We start from the raw sequence: 18,955 nt of genomic DNA, 5'->3' as shown, positions 1-18,955 counted from the left end.
GTTGGCGATTGTCGATATGGGCACTTGGCGATGAACATCGACGAGTGCGGGAGGTACCCGTGGCGGTTCGGCATCAGTTGATCAAGGCGAGTCCCCGGACGGTGTGGAACGTCCTGGCGGACGGCGACCGCTACACGGAGTGGGTGGTCGGCACCTCGGCGTCGCAGCCCGCTCGGGGCGACTGGCCGCAGGTGGGCGCCACGATCGCCTACGAGGTCCGGCTCGGCCCTGCCCGGCTGACGAACGAGACGGTCGTCCGGCGCTGCGTGGAGCCGTCCGTGCTGGAGCTGGAGGCCCACGCGGGCGCCCTCGGCACGGCACGGATCGCGCTGGAACTGCGCTCGTGGGGCGAGCATTGTCTGGCGATCGTGGACGAGCACCCGCTGGAGGGCGTCGGCGGCATGCTGCACAGCGCGGCCGTGGAGGTCGTGATCCAGCTGCGGCACCGCGCCATGCTGGCCCGCCTCGCCCGTGTCTGCGAGGCCGAGGAGCAGGCCGCCGGGGTGCCCCGGCGGCAGGCGACGGCCAGGGCAGGCGCGCCCGGAGGCGGCGATGCCTGACGCGGTGGTGATCGGGGCCGGGCCCAACGGTCTGGTGGCCGCGAACCTCCTGGCGGACGCCGGGTGGAGCGTGGAGGTCCTGGAGGAGCAGTCCGAACCCGGTGGTGCGGTGCGGCACGACCGGGGGGTGGACCCCGCGTTCGTCAGTGACCTCTTCAGCTCGTTCTACCCGCTGGCCGCCGCCTCCCCCGTGCTGCGGGGCCTGGGGCTCGAGGCACACGGGCTGCGGTGGAGCCATGCGCCGCGCGTCCTGGCCCACCCCCTGACCGACGGCAGATGCGCCGTCCTCGACCGGGGGATCGACGCCACCGCCGCCTCGCTCGACGCCTTCGCGGCCGGGGACGGGGACGCCTGGCGGCGGCTGCACGGGGTGTGGGAGCAGCTGCGCGGCGACATCCTGGACGCGCTGTTCACGCCGTTCCCCCCGCTGCGGGCGACGGCTCGGCTCGCGCTGCGGCTGCGGGGAGCGGGCGGGCTGCGGATGGCGCGCACCCTCGTCCTGCCGGTGCGGCGCCTGGGGTCCGAGGAGTTCACGGGCGAGGGCGGCAGGCTGCTGCTGGCCGGCAACGCCCTGCACGCCGATCTCGCCCCGGAGGCCGCGGGCAGCGGTGGATTCGGCTGGCTGATGTCGATGCTCGGCCAGACGTACGGGTTTCCGGTGCCGGTCGGCGGCTCCGGTGCCCTCACCGACGCGCTGGTGCGGCGTCTGCGGGCGCGGGGTGGGGTCGTGCGCTGCGAGCGGCGGGTCGACCGGGTCGTGGTCCGGGACGGGCGGGCGGTCGGCGTGCGCACGGCTGACGGCGACAGCGTCGCCGCCCGGCGTGCGGTGCTGGCGGACGTCTCGGTGCCCGCGCTCTACGGCTCCCTGGTCGGCCCGGAACATCTGCCCGCGCAGCTGCTGGCGGACCTGGAGCGGTTCGAGTGGGACTTCGGGACCTTCAAGGTCGACTGGGCGCTCGACGCCCGTGTGCCCTGGCAGGCGGAGGCGGCCCGCCGGGCCGGGACCGTCCATCTGGCCGACGGGCTGGACGAGCTCACCCGGTTCGCCGCCCAGATCGCGACGGGTGCGGTGCCCGACCGCCCGTTCGCGCTGTTCGGCCAGATGACGACCGCCGATCCCGTGCGCTCACCGCACGGGACCGAGTCCGCGTGGGCCTACACCCATGTGCCGCGGCGGATCACGTCCGACGCCGGCGACGAGGGGCTGACCGGTGCCTGGAACACGAAGGAGCAGGAGGTGATGGCCGACCGGGTCGAACGCCAGGTCGAGCGGTTCGCCCCCGGTTTCCGGTCGCTGATCCGGGCGCGGCGCGTCCTGGCTCCCCCCACCCTGCAACTGCTCGACCGCAATCTCGACGGCGGAGCGATCAACGGCGGTACCACCGCCCTCCACCAGCAGCTGGTCTTCCGCCCGCTGCCCGGCTCGGGGCGTCCGGAGACCCCCGTGCACGGGCTCTTCCTCGCCTCCGCGGGAGCCCATCCCGGCGGCGGCGTCCACGGTGCCCCGGGCGCCAACGCCGCGCGGGCGGCCCTGCGCCGCAACCGGCCACCCGGTCTGCACCGGCTGCAGCACGTCCTCACCCGCCGCGACCGCACCGGGGCACCACGCCCGGACGGCCGCTGAAGCCCCAGCCGAAGGAGCAGCCCGTGTCCGGCAGTCCGCTCGAAGGCCGAACCGTCGTGGTGACCGGAGCCGCCCGTGGGCTGGGAGCGGCCCAGGCGCGCGAACTCGCCCGCCGTGGCGCGCGCCTGGCGCTGATCGGCCACGAGAGGGCGGGCCTGGAGCGGGTGGCTGCCGCCCTGCCCGCACCGGCCCTGGCCATCGAGGCCGACATCACCGACGAGGCGGCCCTCGAACGGGCGGCGACGCGGGTCCGCCGGCAGCTGGGGCCCCCGTCCGCGGTCGTGGCGAACGCCGGCATCGCGCAGGGCGGCCCGTTCGCCGACACGGACATGACGGACTGGCGGCGGGTCGTCGACGTCAACCTCACCGGAAGCGCGCTGACCGCGCACGTGTTCCTGCCCGATCTGATCGGGACGGCGGGCTACTACCTCCAGGTCGCCTCACTCGCGGCGATCGGTGCCGCCCCGATGATGAGCGCCTACTGCGCCTCGAAAGCCGGTGCCGAGGCCTTCGCGCACTCCCTGCGCGCCGAGGTGGCCCCGTACGGGGTGGCCGTGGGCGTCGCCTACCTGAACTGGACCGCCACCGACATGGTCCGCGACGCCGACCGGCACGCCGTTCTGCGTGAACTGCGCGCCCACATGCCGCCGCCGGCCCGGCACGTCCACCCGGTGGACAGCGTCGCCCAGCGGCTGGTCCAGGCCGTGGAGCACCGGCGCACCGCCGTCTACGCCCCGCCCTGGCTGCGTCTCGCCCAGCTCTCCCGCGGCACGCTGCCGCCTCTCGTGCTGCGCCGCTCCCGGCGCGTCCTGACCCGCCTGGAGGCCGGTCGGTCCTTCCGCCCCACCGGCTCGCTCGGGGCGGGCGGCAGAGCCGACGAGCTCGCCCGCCGGCGGCGCCCGTGACACGCGCCGCGCTGCGGGGCCGCCCGGGCCCGCGCGCCGGGCCGGGCGGTCACAGCAGGTCGGCCCAGCCGCTCCAGCCGGTGGTGGCCTTCGTGACGCGGGACTTGAAGCCGCCGGTGCCGGTGCCCGCGTAGAAGTAGAGGGCGCCGGTGGAGTTCGTGGCCATGAGGTCGGCCTTGCCGTCGCCGTTGGCGTCGCCGGGCGAGAACACCTTCTTGTACTGCTGCCAGCCGGTGCCGACCTTCACCTGGGCGGCGAAGGGGGCGGACGCGCTGCCGGTGCCCGCGTAGCGCCACAGGACGCCGGCCGTGTCCCGGGCCAGCAGGTCGGGGCGGCCGTCCCCGGTGAAGTCGCCCGCGCCGACGAGGGTGTTGTAGCGCTCCCAGCCGGTGCTGATCTTGACGCGTCCGGCGACGCCGGTGCCGGAGCCGTCGCCCGCGTAGAGGTACAGCGTGCCGGCGGTGGTCACCGCCAGCAGGTCTCCCTTGCCGTCACCGGTCACGTCCCCGGGGCCGACGACCCGGTTGTAGGAGGTGGAACCGGTGGCGAGGGCGGGGTCCGAGAGGGCGTAGAACGCCGGGTTGGTCAGCCGGCCGCTGCTGACGGACTGCACGACGAGGTCGGCGAGTCCGTTCTGGCGCAGCGAGGAGGCGTAGGCGAGGCGGGTGGTGGAGGACGGCCAGGCCTCGCCGACCAGGAGCTTGCCGGTCAGCGTGCCGGTGCCGGTGACCTGGTAGCTGTAGACGCTGCCGGCCGACGTACGGGCCATGACGCCGAACTTGCCGAAGTGCGGGTTGTTGCCGGCTCCCGCGAACTGCGTGGCCTTGCCCCAGCCCGTGCTGCGGGCGGACCGGGTGCCGAAGGTGCCCTTGCCGTCGCCGGCGTAGAACCAGAGAGCGCCGGCGGAGTCCCGGGCAAGCAGGTCGGTCCTGCCGTTGCCGTCCCAGTCGCCGCCGCCGATGATCTGGTTGTACGACGCCCAGTCGGTCCTGGGGTCCTTGACCCGGGTGCCGAAGGTGCCGCCCTTCCTGCCCGGGTAGCGGTAGAGGACGCCGGCCGGGGTGCGGGCGAGGAGGTCGCCGACGCCGTCGCCGTTGAGGTCGCCGGCGCCGATCAGTTCGTCGTACTGCTGCCAGCCGGTGCTGATCGTCACGCGACTGCCGAAGGCGCCGGTGCCCTTGCCCGGATAGAAGTAGAGCGTGCCGGCCGGGGTGCGGGCCACCAGGTCGGCCTTGCCGTCGCCGTTCATGTCCCCCGGGGCGGCGACCTTGTTGTAGATCTGCCAGCCGGAGGCGGCGGTACGGTACGAGCCGAGGCCGCCGGGGGTGCGGGCGTACACACCGGAGTGGAAGAACAGCACGCCGGTCGGACTGAGGGTCAGCACGTCCTGGACGCCGTCCGAGTCGAGGTCCCCGGGGGTGAGGACGTCCTTGACCTTGGCGACGTCCGTGTCGAGGACCATGGTCTCGGCCGCGCCGGTGTGGACGTACAACTGGCCCGCCACGTTGCGGTACACCAGATCGGACGTGCCGTCCGCGTCGAAGTCACCGCGCGCGGGGGCGGTGGCGTCCGCGTCGGAGGGCAGCAGCACGAAGGCGCCCGCCGCCAGCACCGCCGCCACACCGGTCAGCGCGGAGGTCCTCATCAGGTTGTGCCGCCGGCGTCCGTGGCTTCCGTCGCGCCGCCGGGGTCGGGTGGTGAACACGTGCTCTCCCGGGGAGGTCAGGGGGTGGGGACGGCGGTGGAGGCGTCGGCCGCGGACTGGGGTTCCACGCCGACCTGGTACACGCCCGGCACGCCGTCCTCCACCCGGAAGGTCGCGGCGGTGGTGGTCGTCCCGTTCCGGGTCAGCACGGTGGAGATCGTCCGCAGTCGGGCGTCGATGCGGTCCGGTGCGATGTCCAGGAGCAGGTAGCCGCGCCGGGCGTCGATGATCTTCCAGTGCGGGTTGTCCGCCAGCTTGGGCTGCCACTCGGCGGCGAAGGCCGTCAGGTCCTCGTCGCCGTTGCTGGAGATGGAGGTGCCGACGAACTCGGCGCCGACGACGGCGGAGTCCGCGTCGGCGTAGTCCAGCTTGAGGTCGCTGACGATGGTGCGGTGCCGGTCGCCGGACAGCACGACGGGATTGCGGATGTCCTGGAACTCGGCGAGCAGGGCCGCGCGTTCGGTCTGGTAGCCGTCCCAGGCGTCGTACGACCACTCCTTGCCCACGCCGGCGAGGTAGTCGGTCTCGGCCATCATCACCTGCGAGGCGACCAGGTTCCACCGCGCGCCGGAGCCGCGCATGCTGTCCAGCAGCCAGTCGCGCTGGGTGTCGCCCATGATGACGCGGCCGGTCTCGGAGGCCTCGGCGGCGGTGGCCGCCTGGTCGTCGCGGTACTGGCGGGTGTCGAGGACGTGCAGCCGGGCCAGACTGCCGAAGTCGAGTGCGCGGTACATCAGGACGTCCGGGCCGACGGGCTTCTGCGCGAGGCGGATCGGCATGTGCTCGTAGAACGCCTGGAACGCGGCCGTTCGGCGGGCGCGGAACTTGTCGGCGGGCCAGGCGACGGGGTCGTTCGCCACGTCACCGGCCCAGTCCTGCTCCACCTCGTGGTCGTCGAAGACGACCACGAAGGGTGCGGCGGCACGCATCGCCTGGAGGTCCGGGTCGGTGTTGTACTGCTCGTGCCGGGCACGGTACTGGGCGAGTGTGACGGGCGCACCCGAACCCTCGTGGCGGCGCACGCGGTAGGAGTAGGCGGAGCTCTCGTAGATGTAGTCGCCGACGAACAGCACCAGGTCCGGCCGCTGTTCGCGCATGTCCTGGTAGACGGTGAAGTATCCGTGCTGCCAGTTCTGGCACGAGGCGAGGGCGATCCGCAGGTTCTCGGGGGTGGTGCCGGGGGCGGGGGCGGTGCGGGTCCGGCCGGTGACGGAGGTGCGGCCCAGCGCCGTGAACCGGTACCAGTAGTCGGTGGCCGGGGTCAGGCCCGTGACGTCCACGTGGACGCTGTAGCCGAGGCTGCTGCTCGCCGTGGCCGTGCCGCTCTTGACGATCGTGGTGAAACCGCTGTCCGAGGCGAGCTGCCAGGTCACCGCGACGGTGGGGGCCAGGATGCCGGAACTGCCCTGTTGCGGGGGCACCACCCGGGTCCACAGCACCACCGCGGTGGGCAGCGGGTCGCCGGAGGCGACGCCCAGTCCGAAGACCGTGCCGCTCACCGACGTGCCGGCGCCGGCCGTGGCGGTCGCCCCGCCCACGGACGCCGAGGCGTCTCCCGACACCAGCTGTCCGGCCGCCAGCGCTCCCGCTGCTCCCAACGTCATCGCTCCCCCGGCGCCCAAAAACCGCCTGCGGCGCATGCCGTGGGTGCTCATGTCGTTGTCGCTCGGTTGCACACGCGTGCCTTTCCCCCCAAAGGCGGTGCGCTGAGCAGCGCCGGTGAACGTGATCGCCGTGGATTCTATGCAATATCCTCACGTCCACGTCACCGGGTCCGTCCATCCGTTCGAACCAGCAGCAGGAGCCATGCGCCGACCTCTGATCTCCGCCGTCACGGTGCTGCTCCTCGTCGGCGCGGCCGGGTGCGCGTCGCCGGGCTCCTCCTCGCCGTCGGGCGCCTCCTCCTCGCCGCCGGGCGTCGAAGGCGCACCGGGCAGCGGTTCTGGTTCCGGCTCCGGTTCGTCGAGGACGGAAGCCGGGGGCGGGGCGTCGACCGGCGGGGCCTCGACCGACGGTTCGGCGTCGGGCGGGTCGCGCGGGGGTGACGGCGCGTCCTCGCCGCCCGCCGGGGTGCTCTTCGGAGCCGATTCCCTCCCCAGCGCCGCCGCCGACCACTGCCGTACGAAGGACCTGACGGCCGTGGCACGCACCACCGGTCCGGGACGGGCCTCGGTCGTGATCACGAACAAGGGGGACGGATCCTGCACGGTGCGGGGCTTCCCCTCGCTTCTCTTCGTCGGCGAGTCCGGCCGGGTGGAACTGCCGGTGGACTGGGCCGGGTCGGTCGGCGACGCCGCGAAGTCCACCCTCTCCCCCGGCGATTCCGCCACCGCCGCCCTCACCTTCACCAGCCTCGACGAATGCGACGCGGTCACCGGCCTGGACATCGTCCCGCCCGGCGAGTCCCGGCCCCTCACCCGAGCGTTCACGGCCGCCGGAGGGAAGGCGGAAGCGGTGCGCATCTGCGACACCGGCGTACGGCTGAAGGCGTTCTCGGCCTCATAGCAGGGGCGTTGACGAGGCGTCAAAGTTGCCTTTTCCGGGGCGAGTTCGGACGCGGGGTCTGGCGCGGCACCCGCTCCTTTCGATATGTCATGCCTCTGCCATCTCGGAGTGCTGGAACGAAAGGAAAGCCGCGTGCATCTGCGTCCCCTGCGCGCCCTGTGCGGTACCGCCGCGCTCGCCCTGACCCTGCCCGTCCTGTCCGCGGGCCCGGCGTCGGCCGCCGTCCCCGCTCACCCGGTGTACCTGCAGAACCGCACGACCGGCCTGAACGCGGCCGACAGCGGCGGCACGGTCGCCGCGCACCACCCGAAGGGCGACGAGGACCACCAGCAGTGGACCCCGGTCGCGGTCGACGGCGGCCACCAGCTGCGGAACACCGACGAGGCCGGCACCTGCCTAGGCCGCAGCGGTACCTCCGCGGTGACCCTCCCCTGCGGGGCGGAGGGCACCGTCTGGACGATCACCGCCGGCACGGACGGCACCTACACCGTCGGCGTCCCCGGCACCTCGCAGTACCTCACCGGGTCCTCCGCCGACTCCGGCGCCGTACAGCTGGGTTCCGCCGGAGACCTCGCCCGCTGGTACCTCACACCGGTGGCGTACGCGACCAGCCCGATCCCCTCCGCCGACACCCGCACCCTCGACCAGGTCACCTTCCTCACCGCGCACAACGCCTTCGCCAACGGCGCCGACGGCAACTTCGCCTCGTTCCCGGTCAGTCTGTTCCCCAACCAGACCCGCGGCATCAGCCGGCAGCTCGATGACGGCGTGCGCGGCTTCATGCTGGACGACTACACCGTCTCCGGACAGGCCGTGCTCTGCCACAACAGCTGCGACGGCGTGAGCAACCCCGTCCCGCTCGCCACCGACCTGCAACGCGTCGTCGACTTCCTCAAGGCCCACTCCGGCCAGTTCGTCACCCTGTTCCTCGAGGACTACGCCTCCTCCGACGTGCTGAAGTCCTCCCTGGCCTCGGTGAACGGACTGTACGACGTGCTCTACCGGCCCGACCAGGAGGGCGTCGCGGCCCGGGGCTGGCCGGCCATGGCCGACCTCGCGGCACGCGGCAGGCAACTGCTGATCTTCAGCGACCGGACGCGTGCCGGTGACACCGCGAACGGCTGGGCCACCCGGGACACCTTCGGTGTGATGTACCAGCGCGAGTGGACCGTGGAGAACTACTGGTCCATGGGCGGCGGGATCGGCACCTCCGACTGGTCCTGCTACAGCCGCTGGGGCACCGGCCGCCCGCTGACCGTGGACTCGGCCGCCTTCCGTCCGCTGTTTGTGATGAACCACTTCAGGGACTACACGATCGGCTCCACCGCCGCCACGGACAACGGCAAACTCCTCAACCGCGCCCAGAACTTCTGCACGCCCGCCGCCCGCAAGAAGCCCAACTACCTCGCCGTGGACCGCTACGACCTGGGCTCCCCCGCGCCGCTCGAGACGGTCGGCACCCTCAACACCTACGTCCTCGCCGCCGGCCAGTGACCGGGAGCCGCCCTACGTGATCTCGTACGCCTCGGGATCGAAGCGGGCCAGCCGGCGGCGCAGCCGGCCCGTCGACCAGGGCCAGCTGAAGCTGTTCAGGCCGTTGCCGTCGAGGTAGTAGCTCGAACACCCGCCGGAGTTGTAGACCGTGGACGGCAGCGCCTGTCGCACTTCCGCGCTGAAGGCCTCCTGGACCTCGGAGCGCACGTCGATGCTCGTCCAGCCCGCCGAGCGGATGCGACGTACCGCTCGGGTCAGGTGGTCCAGCTGCGCTTCGAGGATCGTGTACGCGGAGGAATGGCCCGTCCCGAGGTGGGGCCCCAACAGGAGGAACGCGTTGGGGAACCCGCTGACCGTGGTGCCCAGGTAGGCGTCCGGGCTGCCCTTCCAGTGATCGTCGAGGCTCGCGCCGCCGGCGTCGAACACGCGCTGCGCGATGGGCATGTCGAGGATGTGGAAACCGGTGCCCAGGATGATGGTGTCCACCTCGGCCGTGCTGCCGTCGGCGCCGATGACGCGGTGGCCGTCGACGGCCCGCACGGCGGTGGGGTGGAGGGTGACGTTCGGCCGGGTCAGCGCCGGATAGTAGGTGTTCGACAGCAGCAGCCGTTTGCAGCCGAGGGTGTAGTCGGGTGTCAGGGCCCGGCGCAGGTCCGGGTCCTTGACGGCGGCCCGGAGGTGGAGGGCGCCCACCTTCTGCACCGCGCGCAGCAGGGAAGGACGGCGGAAGCCCACGCCCAGGGCTTCCAGAGCTCCGTACTCCGCGTTCCGCAGGGCCCGTTGGACCGCGGGGAAGCGCCGCATCAACAGGCGTTCGGCACGCGGCACATGGTGGTCGGGCTTGGGCAGCACCCACTGGGCGGTGCGCTGGAACAGATGCAGCCGGGCGACGCGCGGCTGGATGGCGGGCACGAACTGCACGGCGGACGCTCCGCTGCCCACGACGGCGACGCGTGCGCCGGTGAGTTCGTGGTCGTGGCGCCAGCGGGAGGAGTGGAAGACCGTGCCGGGGAAATCGGCCAGGCCCGGGATGTCGGGGAGCAGCGGTTCGTGCCAGGGCCCCGCCGCGGCGATCAGGAAGCGTGCCGTGTAGTCGGCGCGGTTGGTCTCGACGTGCCAGCGCGCGGTCCGGGGGTCCCACTGCGCACGGATCACCTCGGTGTCGAAGCGGATGAGGGGCGTGATGCCGTACCGGGCCGCGGTGTCACGGAGATAGGAACGGATCTCCGCCTGGCCGGCGAAGGCACGCGTCCATTCCGGGTTGGGCGCGAAGGAGTAGGAGTACAGGGCGGAGGGGACGTCGCAGGCGCACCCCGGGTAGGTGTTGTCCCGCCAGGTGCCGCCCAGGTCGTCCGCCTTCTCGAGGACGACGAGGTCGTGCACGCCGGTCCGGCGCAGCCCGATGGCCGCCCCGATGCCGGACAGTCCGCTGCCGACGACCAGTGCCTCGACGGCGTGCGGCCGGCGGGTGGCCGCCGCGGCGGGTTCGGTTCGCGGCATGTCAGGCTCCTGTCCGGGCGTCGGGGCGGCGTTCGGGGCGTGGGTCCGCGGCGGGGGTGACGGCCGGGCGCAGGAGGTCCCGGACGGTCGCGCGGGTGGTGCGCAGAGCGGTCTCCAGCACGGCCAGGCGGCGCCGGGGGTCCATGAAGTTGCCGCCGGCCACCTCCAGGTCGGCGGCGGTGGGCTCGATCCGGACGACGCGGGTGCCCGTGGCCCGCAGCGCGGCGCACTCCGCGTCGAGGGTCCGGGTCATGGCCCGCCGCAACAGGGCCTCGGCCCGGCCGAGTCCTCTGCGCGGGCCGGGAGCGGTCGAGCTCATCGGGGCGACGACGTACACCTCGTCGAGGCCCCGGGGCACGAGGAGGTCGGCGGAGGCGGTGGACAGGATGCCGCCGTCGGCGTAGCGCCGGCCGTCGATGCGTACGGGCGGGAACCAGCCCGGGACCGCCCAGGACGCGCGCAAGGCGTCGCGCAGGGCGGCCGGCGGGGTGTCGGGGTGCCCGAAGACCGTACGCCGGCCCGTGTCGAAGTCGGTGGCCACCAGCCAGGTCGCCGGGTGCGCGACCCACCCGCCGGCCGGTGCCAGGACGTCGGCGAGGGCGGCCAGCCGGGCGGCGTCGCCGCGCCCTTGGGGCAGCAGGCCGGACAGGCCCGCGACCAGGGGAACCGTACGTCCCAGCGCATGGCGCGCCAGCCGCGGGGATCCGGGGAAGAGTGCGGGCCGCGGCGGGAGCGCGCGGGGCGGGGCGGCGAAGTGACCGGTCAGGTCCGCTCGGGCCCCCACCCGGGCGAGCTGCGCGGCCAGGAGGTCCTCCACGCCGACGCCGGCGCCGAGGAGTGCGGCCAGCTCGGCGCCCGCCGAGGTGCCGACCAGCACCTCCGCGTGGCGCGGGTCCCACCGCAGGGCCCGCTGGAGTGAGTGCAGGGCTCCGGTCGTCCAGGCGGCGCCGAGCGTTCCGCCGCAGCCGAGGACCAGTCCCCGGGAAGGAGTCGTGCGTGTGCCCGTTGCGGTCACTGGGTTCTCCGCCCATTCGGGATACCGACGAGATCCGGATACTAGCGGTATCCGAATGCCGGGGACAGCCCGTTCCGGCGTTAGGATCCGAGGGATTCGGGAGCCGCCGGGAGACAGAACACCGCGCGGGACGGGAGAGGGAGCGAGACATGGCCCGCCTCAGCCGCGTCGAGAGCCAGGAACGTACGCGCGAGCAACTCGTCGCCACCGCGCGGGAGCTCTTTCTGCGCGACGGCTACGGTGTGACCTCGCTCAGCGACGTCGCGGAGCGGGCCGGCTACTCCAAGGGCGCCGTCTACTCCAACTTCCGCAGCAAGGGCCATCTGTGCCTGGCCGTGCTCGACGCCATCCGCGCCGAGCAGCTCGCCCTGCTGACGGAGGCGGTCCTGCGCGACGCGGGGGCCGACGACCGCCTGGCGGCCTTCGCCGCGTGGGGCGAGGCGCACATCGGCGACGAGACCTGGACCCTGCTCGAGGTCGAGTTCCTCATCGGCGCCCGTCATGACGCCGAGCTCCGCGGCGAGATCACGGCGCGGGTCACCGCGATCCGCGAGGCGCTGGCCCAGCTCCTCGAAGCGCTGGCCGGCGAACTGGGCGCCTCCCTGGCCATGCCGGCCGAGCAGGCCGCGATGACCCTGCTCAGCCTGGGCATCGGTCTCGGTGTCCAGCGGGTCGCCGACCCTGCCGTGCCCACGGCCGTGCTGACGGACACGCTGCGGCTCGTCCTGCGCCTGAGCCGGTAGACGCCTTCCGTCGGGCATCCGCTCTCCCGAAGCCGCCACCGCCCTCGGGAAGGAGGGACTCAGGAGGCAAAGGCGCGCAACAGGCGCACATTTGTACGGTTAAGCACGGAATATCCCGTGCGCCGATTTTCACCACTATCGTGGGCGCGCGGCTGAGCGGAGGGCGCGCCGGCACCGGGGAGTTCACGGTGTGCCCGCCCCGTCGGCTGCCGTGTTTCGCACATCTCGGGCAGTCGGGTCGTGTTCGGGCTGCCCCATGCCACCAGGGGGGCAGAACCATGCGGGTGCTCGCGGAGAGATACGAACTGGTCGAGGCGGTCGGGCGCGGTGGAATGGGGGAGGTCTGGCGCGCCACGGACCGGGAGCTGGGCCGCACGGTGGCGGTGAAGCTGCTGCCCCCGGAACTCACCCGGCACGAGGAGTTCCGTGTCCGGTTCCGCCGGGAGGCACGGGTCGTCGCCTCGCTCAACCACCGCAACGTCGCCGTGCTGCACGACGTCGGCGAGGACTCCACGGACGGCGAGACGACGCCGTTCCTGGTCATGGAGTTCATCGAGGGGCGCACTCTGACCGATGTGCTGGCCGACGGCCCGTTCACGGTCGAACGGGCCCTGGCGATCGGCCGGGACATCGCCGACGCGCTCGCCCACAGCCACGGCCGGGGCCTCATCCACCGCGACATCAAGCCCTCCAACGTCATGCTGACGTCCGAGGGCGGCATCAAGGTCCTGGACTTCGGGATCGCCAAGGTCGTCGCGGAGACCACCACCCGGCTCACCGCCACCGGAATGACGGTGGGCACCCCCGCCTACCTCTCCCCCGAGCAGCTCACGGGGCAGCCCGTGGACGGCCGCTCCGACCAGTACTCCACGGGCTGTCTGCTGTACGAACTGCTGACCGGCCGCCCTCCGTTCATCGGCGACTCCCCCTTCGCGGTGATGCACCAGCACATCAGCCAGGAGCCGGTCGCGCCGTCCCGGCTGCGCCCGCAGATCCCGGCGGCGGTGGACGTCCTGGTGCTGCGGGCCCTGGCCAAGGACCGAGAGCAGCGGCAGGCCGGCGCGGCGGAGATGCGGGAGGCGCTGACGGAGACCCTCCTCGCGCTGAGCTCTCCGGCGCCCGTGCCGGCCCGGCCGGGCGGCGCCTCGACCCCGGCCGCGCCGCCGACACCGCCGACGCCGCCCACGCCTCCGGTGCCGGCCGTGCCCCCCGCCCGTGCGTCCGCCGAGGCCACGGCCGGTCCCGGGCAGACGGCGCTGGCCCACCAGGAGACCCGCACCGCGCTGACACCGCCCAGGCCCGCCACCCCGCCACCGGGCGAGGAGGTCGGCGCGACCGGGTCCGGTGCGGCGGACGGCGGCGGGACGCCGGCCGGCACCGCGTCGCCGGACGGCGAAGCCTCGCCCGGCAGGCGGCGGTTCACGCTCCCCCACGGGAGGATCGTCGCCCTGCTCGGCCTGGTGGTCTCCGGCGTCGTCGCCGTGGGCTACCAGGATCTGTACGAGGACTCCAGCGACGCGTTCATCGGCGTGTGGGTGGCGACCGGCGTGCTCGGGCTCGTCCTGTTCCGCTGGCTCCCTCTCACCTCGGCCTGCCTGTGGTGGGGGGCCGGGGCCCTGGTCATGGCGAGCGTCACGGTGGGCGGTGCGGTCGGCGGCTCGGACTACGACTACGACTACGTGTCGGAGTCCGACTTCTCCACCCTGTACTACTACGACTCCGCGTACGGCGGCTACTACGAGCTGCCGCCCGACTCCTCCGGCTCCAGGCTCTTCGAGCAGGACTACAGCGGGAGTTACTCCCCTGCCCAGGCCGAGGTCGGGGTCGACCACGACTACACCGCGCACGACAACATCGAGATCCTGGCCACCCCGCTGCTCGCCCTCGGCGCGCTCTGCCTGCTCCGCGCGCTGAGCCGCCGACGCCCGTCGCCCCTCGCGGCCGCCGCCGGCCTGACCACGGCCGGGCTGGGGGTCGGCTGGCTGGCCTTCGACCCGGACGGCCAGACCGGCGTCTTCTCGATCGCCTGGGCCGTGGTCGTCCTCGCCGCAGTCGTACAGGAGATCCGCGCCCGCAGAAGCACCCCACCACGGGCCCGCCGCCGCCTCCGGTTCGTCACGGCCGAGTAGGGCACGCGGCCTTCGGCCGGGGTCCGCACGGATGGCCCTCCAGGGACCACAGCCTCGACGAGGCCCATTCGACCGATGGGACCACAGGTCTGAGGATCCGCCCGCGCGAGGTGAGCCGCGCGCACGAGGGGAGCCGCCCACCTGGCAGGTCCGTACAGCCGATGAAGGCCGTCGGCGGATGAGGCCGCACGCCTGGCAAGGCGCTCGGCATAGGGGGCCGCATGCCCGATGCGGCCCCACGCCCGATGCAGGCCGTCGGCAGACAGGGCAGCGCCCGATGAGGGCCACTCCGCACATGGGACCGCACGACCAGTGAGGGCCCCACGGCCGCCAAGCCACACGGCCGATTGGGTGGCCGCACAGCCAATCGGGGGCCACACGCCCGAGGCCCCACGCCAGATGAGGGCAACACGCCCGATGGGACCACTCGCCAACGGGCGGCCGCACAGCCGCTGAAGCCGCGCACCGGGCGGGAACCTCACCCTCGGTGAAGGCCACTCGGCACAAAGGGCTGCATGCCCGGTGAAGGCCGCACGGCCGACGAAGGCCACCCGGCGACGGGGACACACGCCGACCGACAAAGGCCGCTCAGCGTATAGGGGTCACACGCCCCGAGGAGGCCGCACGGCCGAGGAGAGCCGCACGGCCGAGGAGAGCCGCACGGCCGAGGAGAGCCGCACGCCCGATAGGGCCACACGCCCGATGGGGTCACACGCCGGATGAAGGCCGCACGGCCGACGGGGCCGCACGGCCGACGGGGCCGCACGGCCGACGGGTCGTGTGGCCGACGGGTCGTGTGGCCGATGGGTCGTGTGGCCGACGGGTCGTGTGGCCGGTTGGTGGTCGTCGTCCTCGCGGAGCGTCGGCCCGTGTCCCCGCGCAGGGCGCCGTCGTGGGGGCCGTCGTGCCTACCCCCGCGTCGGCTTCGAGCCGTGCTCGCCCCGATGTTGCGCGGGGGTGGGCCGGCCGCGCGGGTAGAGGAGTGCGAGGGCGATGAACAGGCCCATGACGCCGGCCGGAACCACGGCTGCCGACACCCAGTCCGGGTCCTGCGCCCCGCCCGTGACCAGTCCGACGGCCGCCATGGCCCCGGCCGTGAGCAGGCCGAAGGCGAGGAGGAGCGCGACGACGTTCCTGGCCCCGTCGGGGCCGGGCGGGTACGGGCCGGTGCGCAGTTCCGCCCAGTCGCGTGCGGCCTGTCGTGCCTCACGCCGTCGCTGGACGACCGCCCGGGCCCGGAGGCCGGCCGTGACGCCGGCTCCGGCGACGGCCGCGGCGACGGGCAGCCACCACGCCTCCACGACGAGGAGCAGCAGGGCGATGATCCCGGTCGTGGACCAGCCGCTCAGGCAGGCGGCCGCCGCCGTACGGCGCGAGTCGGGCCGGTCGGCACCGGCCCGCAGATCGGCCAGGGCCGGCAGGTACCAGACGCAGCCGGACACGGTCAGCATCCCGGTGCCCACGGCGACCACGGGCTGGAGCACGGCCTAGACCTCCGCCTCGAGCGCGGCGATCTCCGGGTGACGCAGGTCGAATGCCGGCGACTCGCTGCGGATGCGGGGCAGGCTGGTGAAGTTGTGGCGGGGCGGCGGGCAGGAGGTGGCCCACTCCAGGGAGCGGCCGTAGCCCCACGGGTCGTCCGTGGCCACGGGCTTGCCGTACTTCGCGGTCTTCCAGACGTTGTAGAAGAAGGGCAGGATCGACAGGCCGAGCAGGAACGCGCCGATCGTGGACAGGGAGTTGAGGGCGGTGAAGCCGTCGGCGGCGAGATAGTCGGCGTAGCGGCGGGGCATGCCTTCGGCGCCGAGCCAGTGCTGGACCAGGAAGGTCAGGTGGAAGCCCACCGTGAGCGTCCAGAACGTGATCTTGCCGAGGCGCTCGTCGAGCATCTTGCCGGTGAACTTCGGCCACCAGAAGTGGAAGCCGGCGAACATCGCGTACACGACCGTGCCGAAGACCGTGTAGTGGAAGTGGGCCACGACGAAGTACGAGTCCGAGAGGTGGAAGTCCATCGGCGGCGAGGCCAGGATGACGCCGGTGAGGCCGCCGAAGACGAACGTGATGAGGAAGCCCGTGGTCCACAGCATCGGTGTCTCGAAGGAGAGGCTGCCCTTCCACATCGTGCCGATCCAGTTGAAGAACTTCACGCCGGTCGGGACGGCGATGAGGAACGTCATGAAGGAGAAGAACGGCAGGAGCACACCGCCGGTGACGTACATGTGGTGCGCCCACACCGTCACCGAGAGGCCCGCGATCGCGATCGTCGCGCCGATCAGCCCCATGTATCCGAACATCGGCTTACGGCTGAAGACGGGGATCACCTCGGAGACGATCCCGAAGAACGGCAGGGCCAGGATGTAGACCTCGGGGTGGCCGAAGAACCAGAAGAGGTGCTGCCACAGCAGGGCCCCGCCGTTCGCGGAGTCGAAGACGTGGCTGCCGAACTTGCGGTCGCACTCCAGCGCGAACAGCGCCGCCGCGAGGACCGGGAACACGATCAGGATCAGCACACCGGTCAGCAGCACGTTCCAGGTGAAGATCGGCATCCGGAACATCGTCATGCCGGGGGCGCGCATGCAGATGATGGTGGTGATGAAGTTGACGGCGCCGGCGATGGAGCCGAAGCCGGACAGCGCCACACCCATGATCCACAGGTCGGCGCCGAGGCCCGGCGAGTGCACGGAGTCCGACAGCGGCGCGTAGAGGAACCAGCCGAAGGACGCGGCCCCGCCCGGGGTGAGGAAGCCGAAGGCCGCGATCGAGGAGCCGAACAGGAAGAGCCAGAAGGCGAGCATGTTCAGCCGGGGGAAGGCGACGTCCGGGGCGCCTATCTGCAGCGGCATGATCCAGTTGGCGAAGCCGGTGAACAGCGGCATCGCGAACATCAGCAGCATGATCGAGCCGTGCATCGTGAACGCCTGGTTGAACTGCTCGTTCGACATCACCTGCAGTCCGGGCCGGGCGAGTTCCGCGCGCATCAGCAGCGCCAGGACACCACCGATCACGAAGAACGCGAAGGCGGACACCAGGTACATCGTGCCGATCTTCTTGTGGTCGGTGGTCGTCAGCCACTCCACCCAGGAGGGCCGGTGCGGTGCCCGGCCGTCCCGCCCGCCTTGCTCCACCGCCGTGCCGGCGGCGGAGACCACGGCGCTCGGCCGCGCGCTCTCCACCTGTTCCGTCCGTGCCTCGTCCACCTGATCGCGTCCTCTGCTGGGTGCCCATGTCGTGATCGGACCGGGAAGAGCCATGGGTACGGGACCGCGAGCCGGCTCTTCCCGGCCGCCGCCTCATGATCGCCGCAGGGGTACGAGGGCCCGATAGGGTCGAACGGCCCCATGCGGGCCGGCACCCTGGGCCCAACGGCCCACTCTTCTCGCCGTCGAGGAGTCCGGCGCCGCCCGGAGGGTCAGAGCAGCGTCTGCCAGTACGCCCAGAACCGCGTCCCGATCAGCATCACGATGCTCAGACACCAGGTGACCGGCACCACCCAGTGGAACTCCCGCACGCCCGCGACCACCCCTCGGGGAGCCCGGATGACGCCGTGCCGGAGGTTGTGCACGGTGACGTACCAGAACATGGCGATGGTGGACGCCCAGGCGAGGCAGCACCACAGGCACAGCGCACCGATCTCGTAGAGCGCCTGGGTCATCAGCCACATGCAGAAGCCCACGCCGAGCAGCGTGCCGAGGTTCAGGCCGAGCCAGAACCAGCGGCGGAAGCGGGCACCGGCCAGCAGCGCGAATCCGACGAACGCCACGACCGGATAGGCGGCCAGGCCCAGCAGGGGGTTGGGAAAGCCGAGCACGGACGCCTGGTCGCTGCGCATCACGTTCGAACAGGACAGCACCGGGCTGAGGTTGCACGAGGGGACGAAGGCCGGGTTCCGGAGGAGTTCGAACTTGTCGACGGTGATCACGAACGAGGCGAGGGCGCCGAGGGCCCCGGTGACGATCAGCAGCCAGGCGAGAGCACGGGAGCCCCCGGTCGCGCCCGCCACCGGGATCTCCCGGGCCGGCCCGTGTCCCCGGGTGTCCGCGGTGTCGAGCCCCCGCAGACTCGTGGTGCCGCTCACGCCGGTCATCGGGCCGCCCCCGCCTCGCGGATGCCACGGGTGCCCGGCGTGCCCACGGCGGCCGGGAGAGCCGTCGGCCGGGGAGCGTCGCCGGGCGGTCGGCCGTCGTCGTCCGGGCGTGCCGCGACCCGCAGGCCCGTGCGGCCGGCGCCCAGCGGCCAGACCACCTCCACCGGCACACCGCGGGAGCGGGCGTAGGCCACGAGATGGGCGGTGGCGTCCCGGCCGTTGGAGGGCGAACCGTCCCAGACGGCCACCAGACGCCGGCATCCGGCGACGATCTCCTCGTCCGCGCGGACACAGGCGTCGCGGTCGCCCGGGTCGTACGTCAGCAGACGCACCTGCCGGGCGAGCAGCAGCAGTTCGCCGGTCGGCACCCGGTCCCGCTCCGGCAGCAACGCGGGCACCATGCCGAGGGTGGGGATCACCACGACCAGGTCCCGGCCCGCCTGCCGCACCGCCCGTGCGAACGCCGGCGCGACGCCGCCACCGGCGCGCACCACTCCAGGCTCCCCGTCGGGCTCACGCTCCAGCAACGCCCCCAGCTCGGCCTCCAGCAGCCCCAGGGTCTCCGAAGTCACATCGGCGTGGCCCACCACCGCGATCATCTGCCACTCCTTCCCGCCGTACGACGCCGTCACGGCGCTCTTCCGTCCGGATCCCTGCGCCAGGCTCGGGACCTCGCGATCAGTGAAGTCAG

16 protein-coding genes are annotated in these 18,955 nt (G+C 72.8%); 7 read left to right on the top strand and 9 right to left on the bottom strand.

Annotated elements, in window-relative coordinates; genetic code table 11:
• Positions 1 to 59: 59 nt before the first annotated feature.
• From ACFY2L_RS12200 to ACFY2L_RS12190, 3 genes are read left to right on the top strand one after another with little or no spacing between them, the layout of a single operon-like run.
• On the top strand, positions 60 to 560 hold the full coding sequence (locus ACFY2L_RS12200; RefSeq protein ID WP_390822203.1) for an SRPBCC family protein: 501 nt from the start codon (positions 60 to 62) through the stop codon (positions 558 to 560).
• On the top strand, positions 553 to 2,184 hold the full coding sequence (locus ACFY2L_RS12195; RefSeq protein ID WP_390822202.1) for a phytoene desaturase family protein: 1,632 nt from the start codon (positions 553 to 555) through the stop codon (positions 2,182 to 2,184). Before ACFY2L_RS12200 ends, ACFY2L_RS12195 begins: the two co-directional genes overlap by 8 nt.
• Positions 2,185 to 2,207: 23 nt before the next feature.
• A complete protein-coding gene (locus tag ACFY2L_RS12190) occupies positions 2,208 to 3,089 on the top strand; it encodes an SDR family oxidoreductase (protein WP_390822201.1) in 882 nt (293 codons plus the stop codon).
• A gap of 49 nt (positions 3,090 to 3,138) precedes the next feature.
• On the opposite strand, the gene ACFY2L_RS12185 is transcribed toward ACFY2L_RS12190, so the two are convergent.
• The 3 genes from ACFY2L_RS12185 to ACFY2L_RS12175 all read right to left on the bottom strand — a co-directional run bounded on the left by ACFY2L_RS12185 (position 3,139) and on the right by ACFY2L_RS12175 (position 6,983).
• Positions 3,139 to 4,794, bottom strand: coding sequence for an FG-GAP repeat domain-containing protein (locus ACFY2L_RS12185; RefSeq protein WP_390822200.1), 1,656 nt, complete (start codon positions 4,792 to 4,794; stop codon positions 3,139 to 3,141).
• Between the two features lie 17 nt (positions 4,795 to 4,811).
• A complete protein-coding gene (locus tag ACFY2L_RS12180; RefSeq protein ID WP_390822199.1) occupies positions 4,812 to 6,398 on the bottom strand; it encodes an alkaline phosphatase D family protein in 1,587 nt (528 codons plus the stop codon).
• A gap of 150 nt (positions 6,399 to 6,548) precedes the next feature.
• Positions 6,549 to 6,983 carry a hypothetical protein gene (locus ACFY2L_RS12175; RefSeq protein ID WP_390822198.1) on the bottom strand — a complete coding sequence of 145 codons (435 nt, stop codon included), beginning with the start codon at positions 6,981 to 6,983 and terminating at the stop codon, positions 6,549 to 6,551.
• Between ACFY2L_RS12175 and ACFY2L_RS12170 the strand changes: the two genes are divergently transcribed.
• Both ACFY2L_RS12170 and ACFY2L_RS12165 read left to right on the top strand, forming a co-directional pair.
• Complete coding sequence (locus ACFY2L_RS12170) at positions 6,970 to 7,299, top strand: DUF4232 domain-containing protein (RefSeq protein ID WP_390822197.1); 330 nt, start codon at positions 6,970 to 6,972, stop codon at positions 7,297 to 7,299. The two genes, ACFY2L_RS12175 and ACFY2L_RS12170, sit on opposite strands and share 14 nt — an antisense overlap.
• 138 nt (positions 7,300 to 7,437) lie before the next feature.
• Complete coding sequence (locus ACFY2L_RS12165) at positions 7,438 to 8,793, top strand: phospholipase (RefSeq protein ID WP_390657132.1); 1,356 nt, start codon at positions 7,438 to 7,440, stop codon at positions 8,791 to 8,793.
• A 12-nt stretch (positions 8,794 to 8,805) separates the two neighbouring features.
• Here ACFY2L_RS12165 and ACFY2L_RS12160 read toward each other — a convergent pair whose 3' ends face one another.
• Positions 8,806 to 10,293, bottom strand: coding sequence for a flavin-containing monooxygenase (locus ACFY2L_RS12160; RefSeq protein ID WP_390822196.1), 1,488 nt, complete (start codon positions 10,291 to 10,293; stop codon positions 8,806 to 8,808).
• Between the two features lies 1 nt (position 10,294).
• A complete protein-coding gene (locus ACFY2L_RS12155) occupies positions 10,295 to 11,308 on the bottom strand; it encodes a patatin-like phospholipase family protein (RefSeq protein WP_390822195.1) in 1,014 nt (337 codons plus the stop codon).
• A 149-nt stretch (positions 11,309 to 11,457) separates the two neighbouring features.
• Between ACFY2L_RS12155 and ACFY2L_RS12150 the strand changes: the two genes are divergently transcribed.
• Positions 11,458 to 12,051 (top strand): TetR/AcrR family transcriptional regulator, encoded by a 594-nt coding sequence (locus ACFY2L_RS12150; protein ID WP_390656829.1) that lies wholly within the window; start codon positions 11,458 to 11,460, stop codon positions 12,049 to 12,051.
• Positions 12,052 to 12,329: 278 nt separating this feature from the next.
• Positions 12,330 to 14,180 carry a serine/threonine-protein kinase gene (locus ACFY2L_RS12145; RefSeq protein WP_390656828.1) on the top strand — a complete coding sequence of 617 codons (1,851 nt, stop codon included), beginning with the start codon at positions 12,330 to 12,332 and terminating at the stop codon, positions 14,178 to 14,180.
• A gap of 908 nt (positions 14,181 to 15,088) precedes the next feature.
• Here ACFY2L_RS12145 and ACFY2L_RS12140 read toward each other — a convergent pair.
• The 4 genes from ACFY2L_RS12140 to ACFY2L_RS12125 form a co-directional block, all read right to left on the bottom strand.
• Positions 15,089 to 15,664 carry a hypothetical protein gene (locus tag ACFY2L_RS12140; protein WP_390656827.1) on the bottom strand — a complete coding sequence of 192 codons (576 nt, stop codon included), beginning with the start codon at positions 15,662 to 15,664 and terminating at the stop codon, positions 15,089 to 15,091.
• Positions 15,665 to 15,667: 3 nt separating this feature from the next.
• Positions 15,668 to 17,377, bottom strand: coding sequence for a cytochrome c oxidase subunit I (gene ctaD / locus ACFY2L_RS12135; RefSeq protein WP_390822194.1), 1,710 nt, complete (start codon positions 17,375 to 17,377; stop codon positions 15,668 to 15,670).
• A gap of 212 nt (positions 17,378 to 17,589) precedes the next feature.
• Entirely contained in the window at positions 17,590 to 18,264 is a 675-nt protein-coding gene (locus ACFY2L_RS12130) for a vitamin K epoxide reductase family protein (RefSeq protein ID WP_390656825.1), read from the bottom strand.
• Positions 18,261 to 18,896, bottom strand: coding sequence for a hypothetical protein (locus ACFY2L_RS12125; protein ID WP_390656824.1), 636 nt, complete (start codon positions 18,894 to 18,896; stop codon positions 18,261 to 18,263). Before ACFY2L_RS12125 ends, ACFY2L_RS12130 begins: the two co-directional genes overlap by 4 nt.
• Between the last annotated feature and the right edge of the window lie 59 nt (positions 18,897 to 18,955).

The sequence above is a fragment of the Streptomyces sp. NPDC001381 genome (assembly GCF_042895685.1).
Taxonomy (GTDB): Bacteria; Actinomycetota; Actinomycetes; order Streptomycetales; family Streptomycetaceae; genus Streptomyces.
Note: the sequence above shows the minus strand (reverse complement) of the source record. Positions and strands in the feature narration are given on the sequence as shown.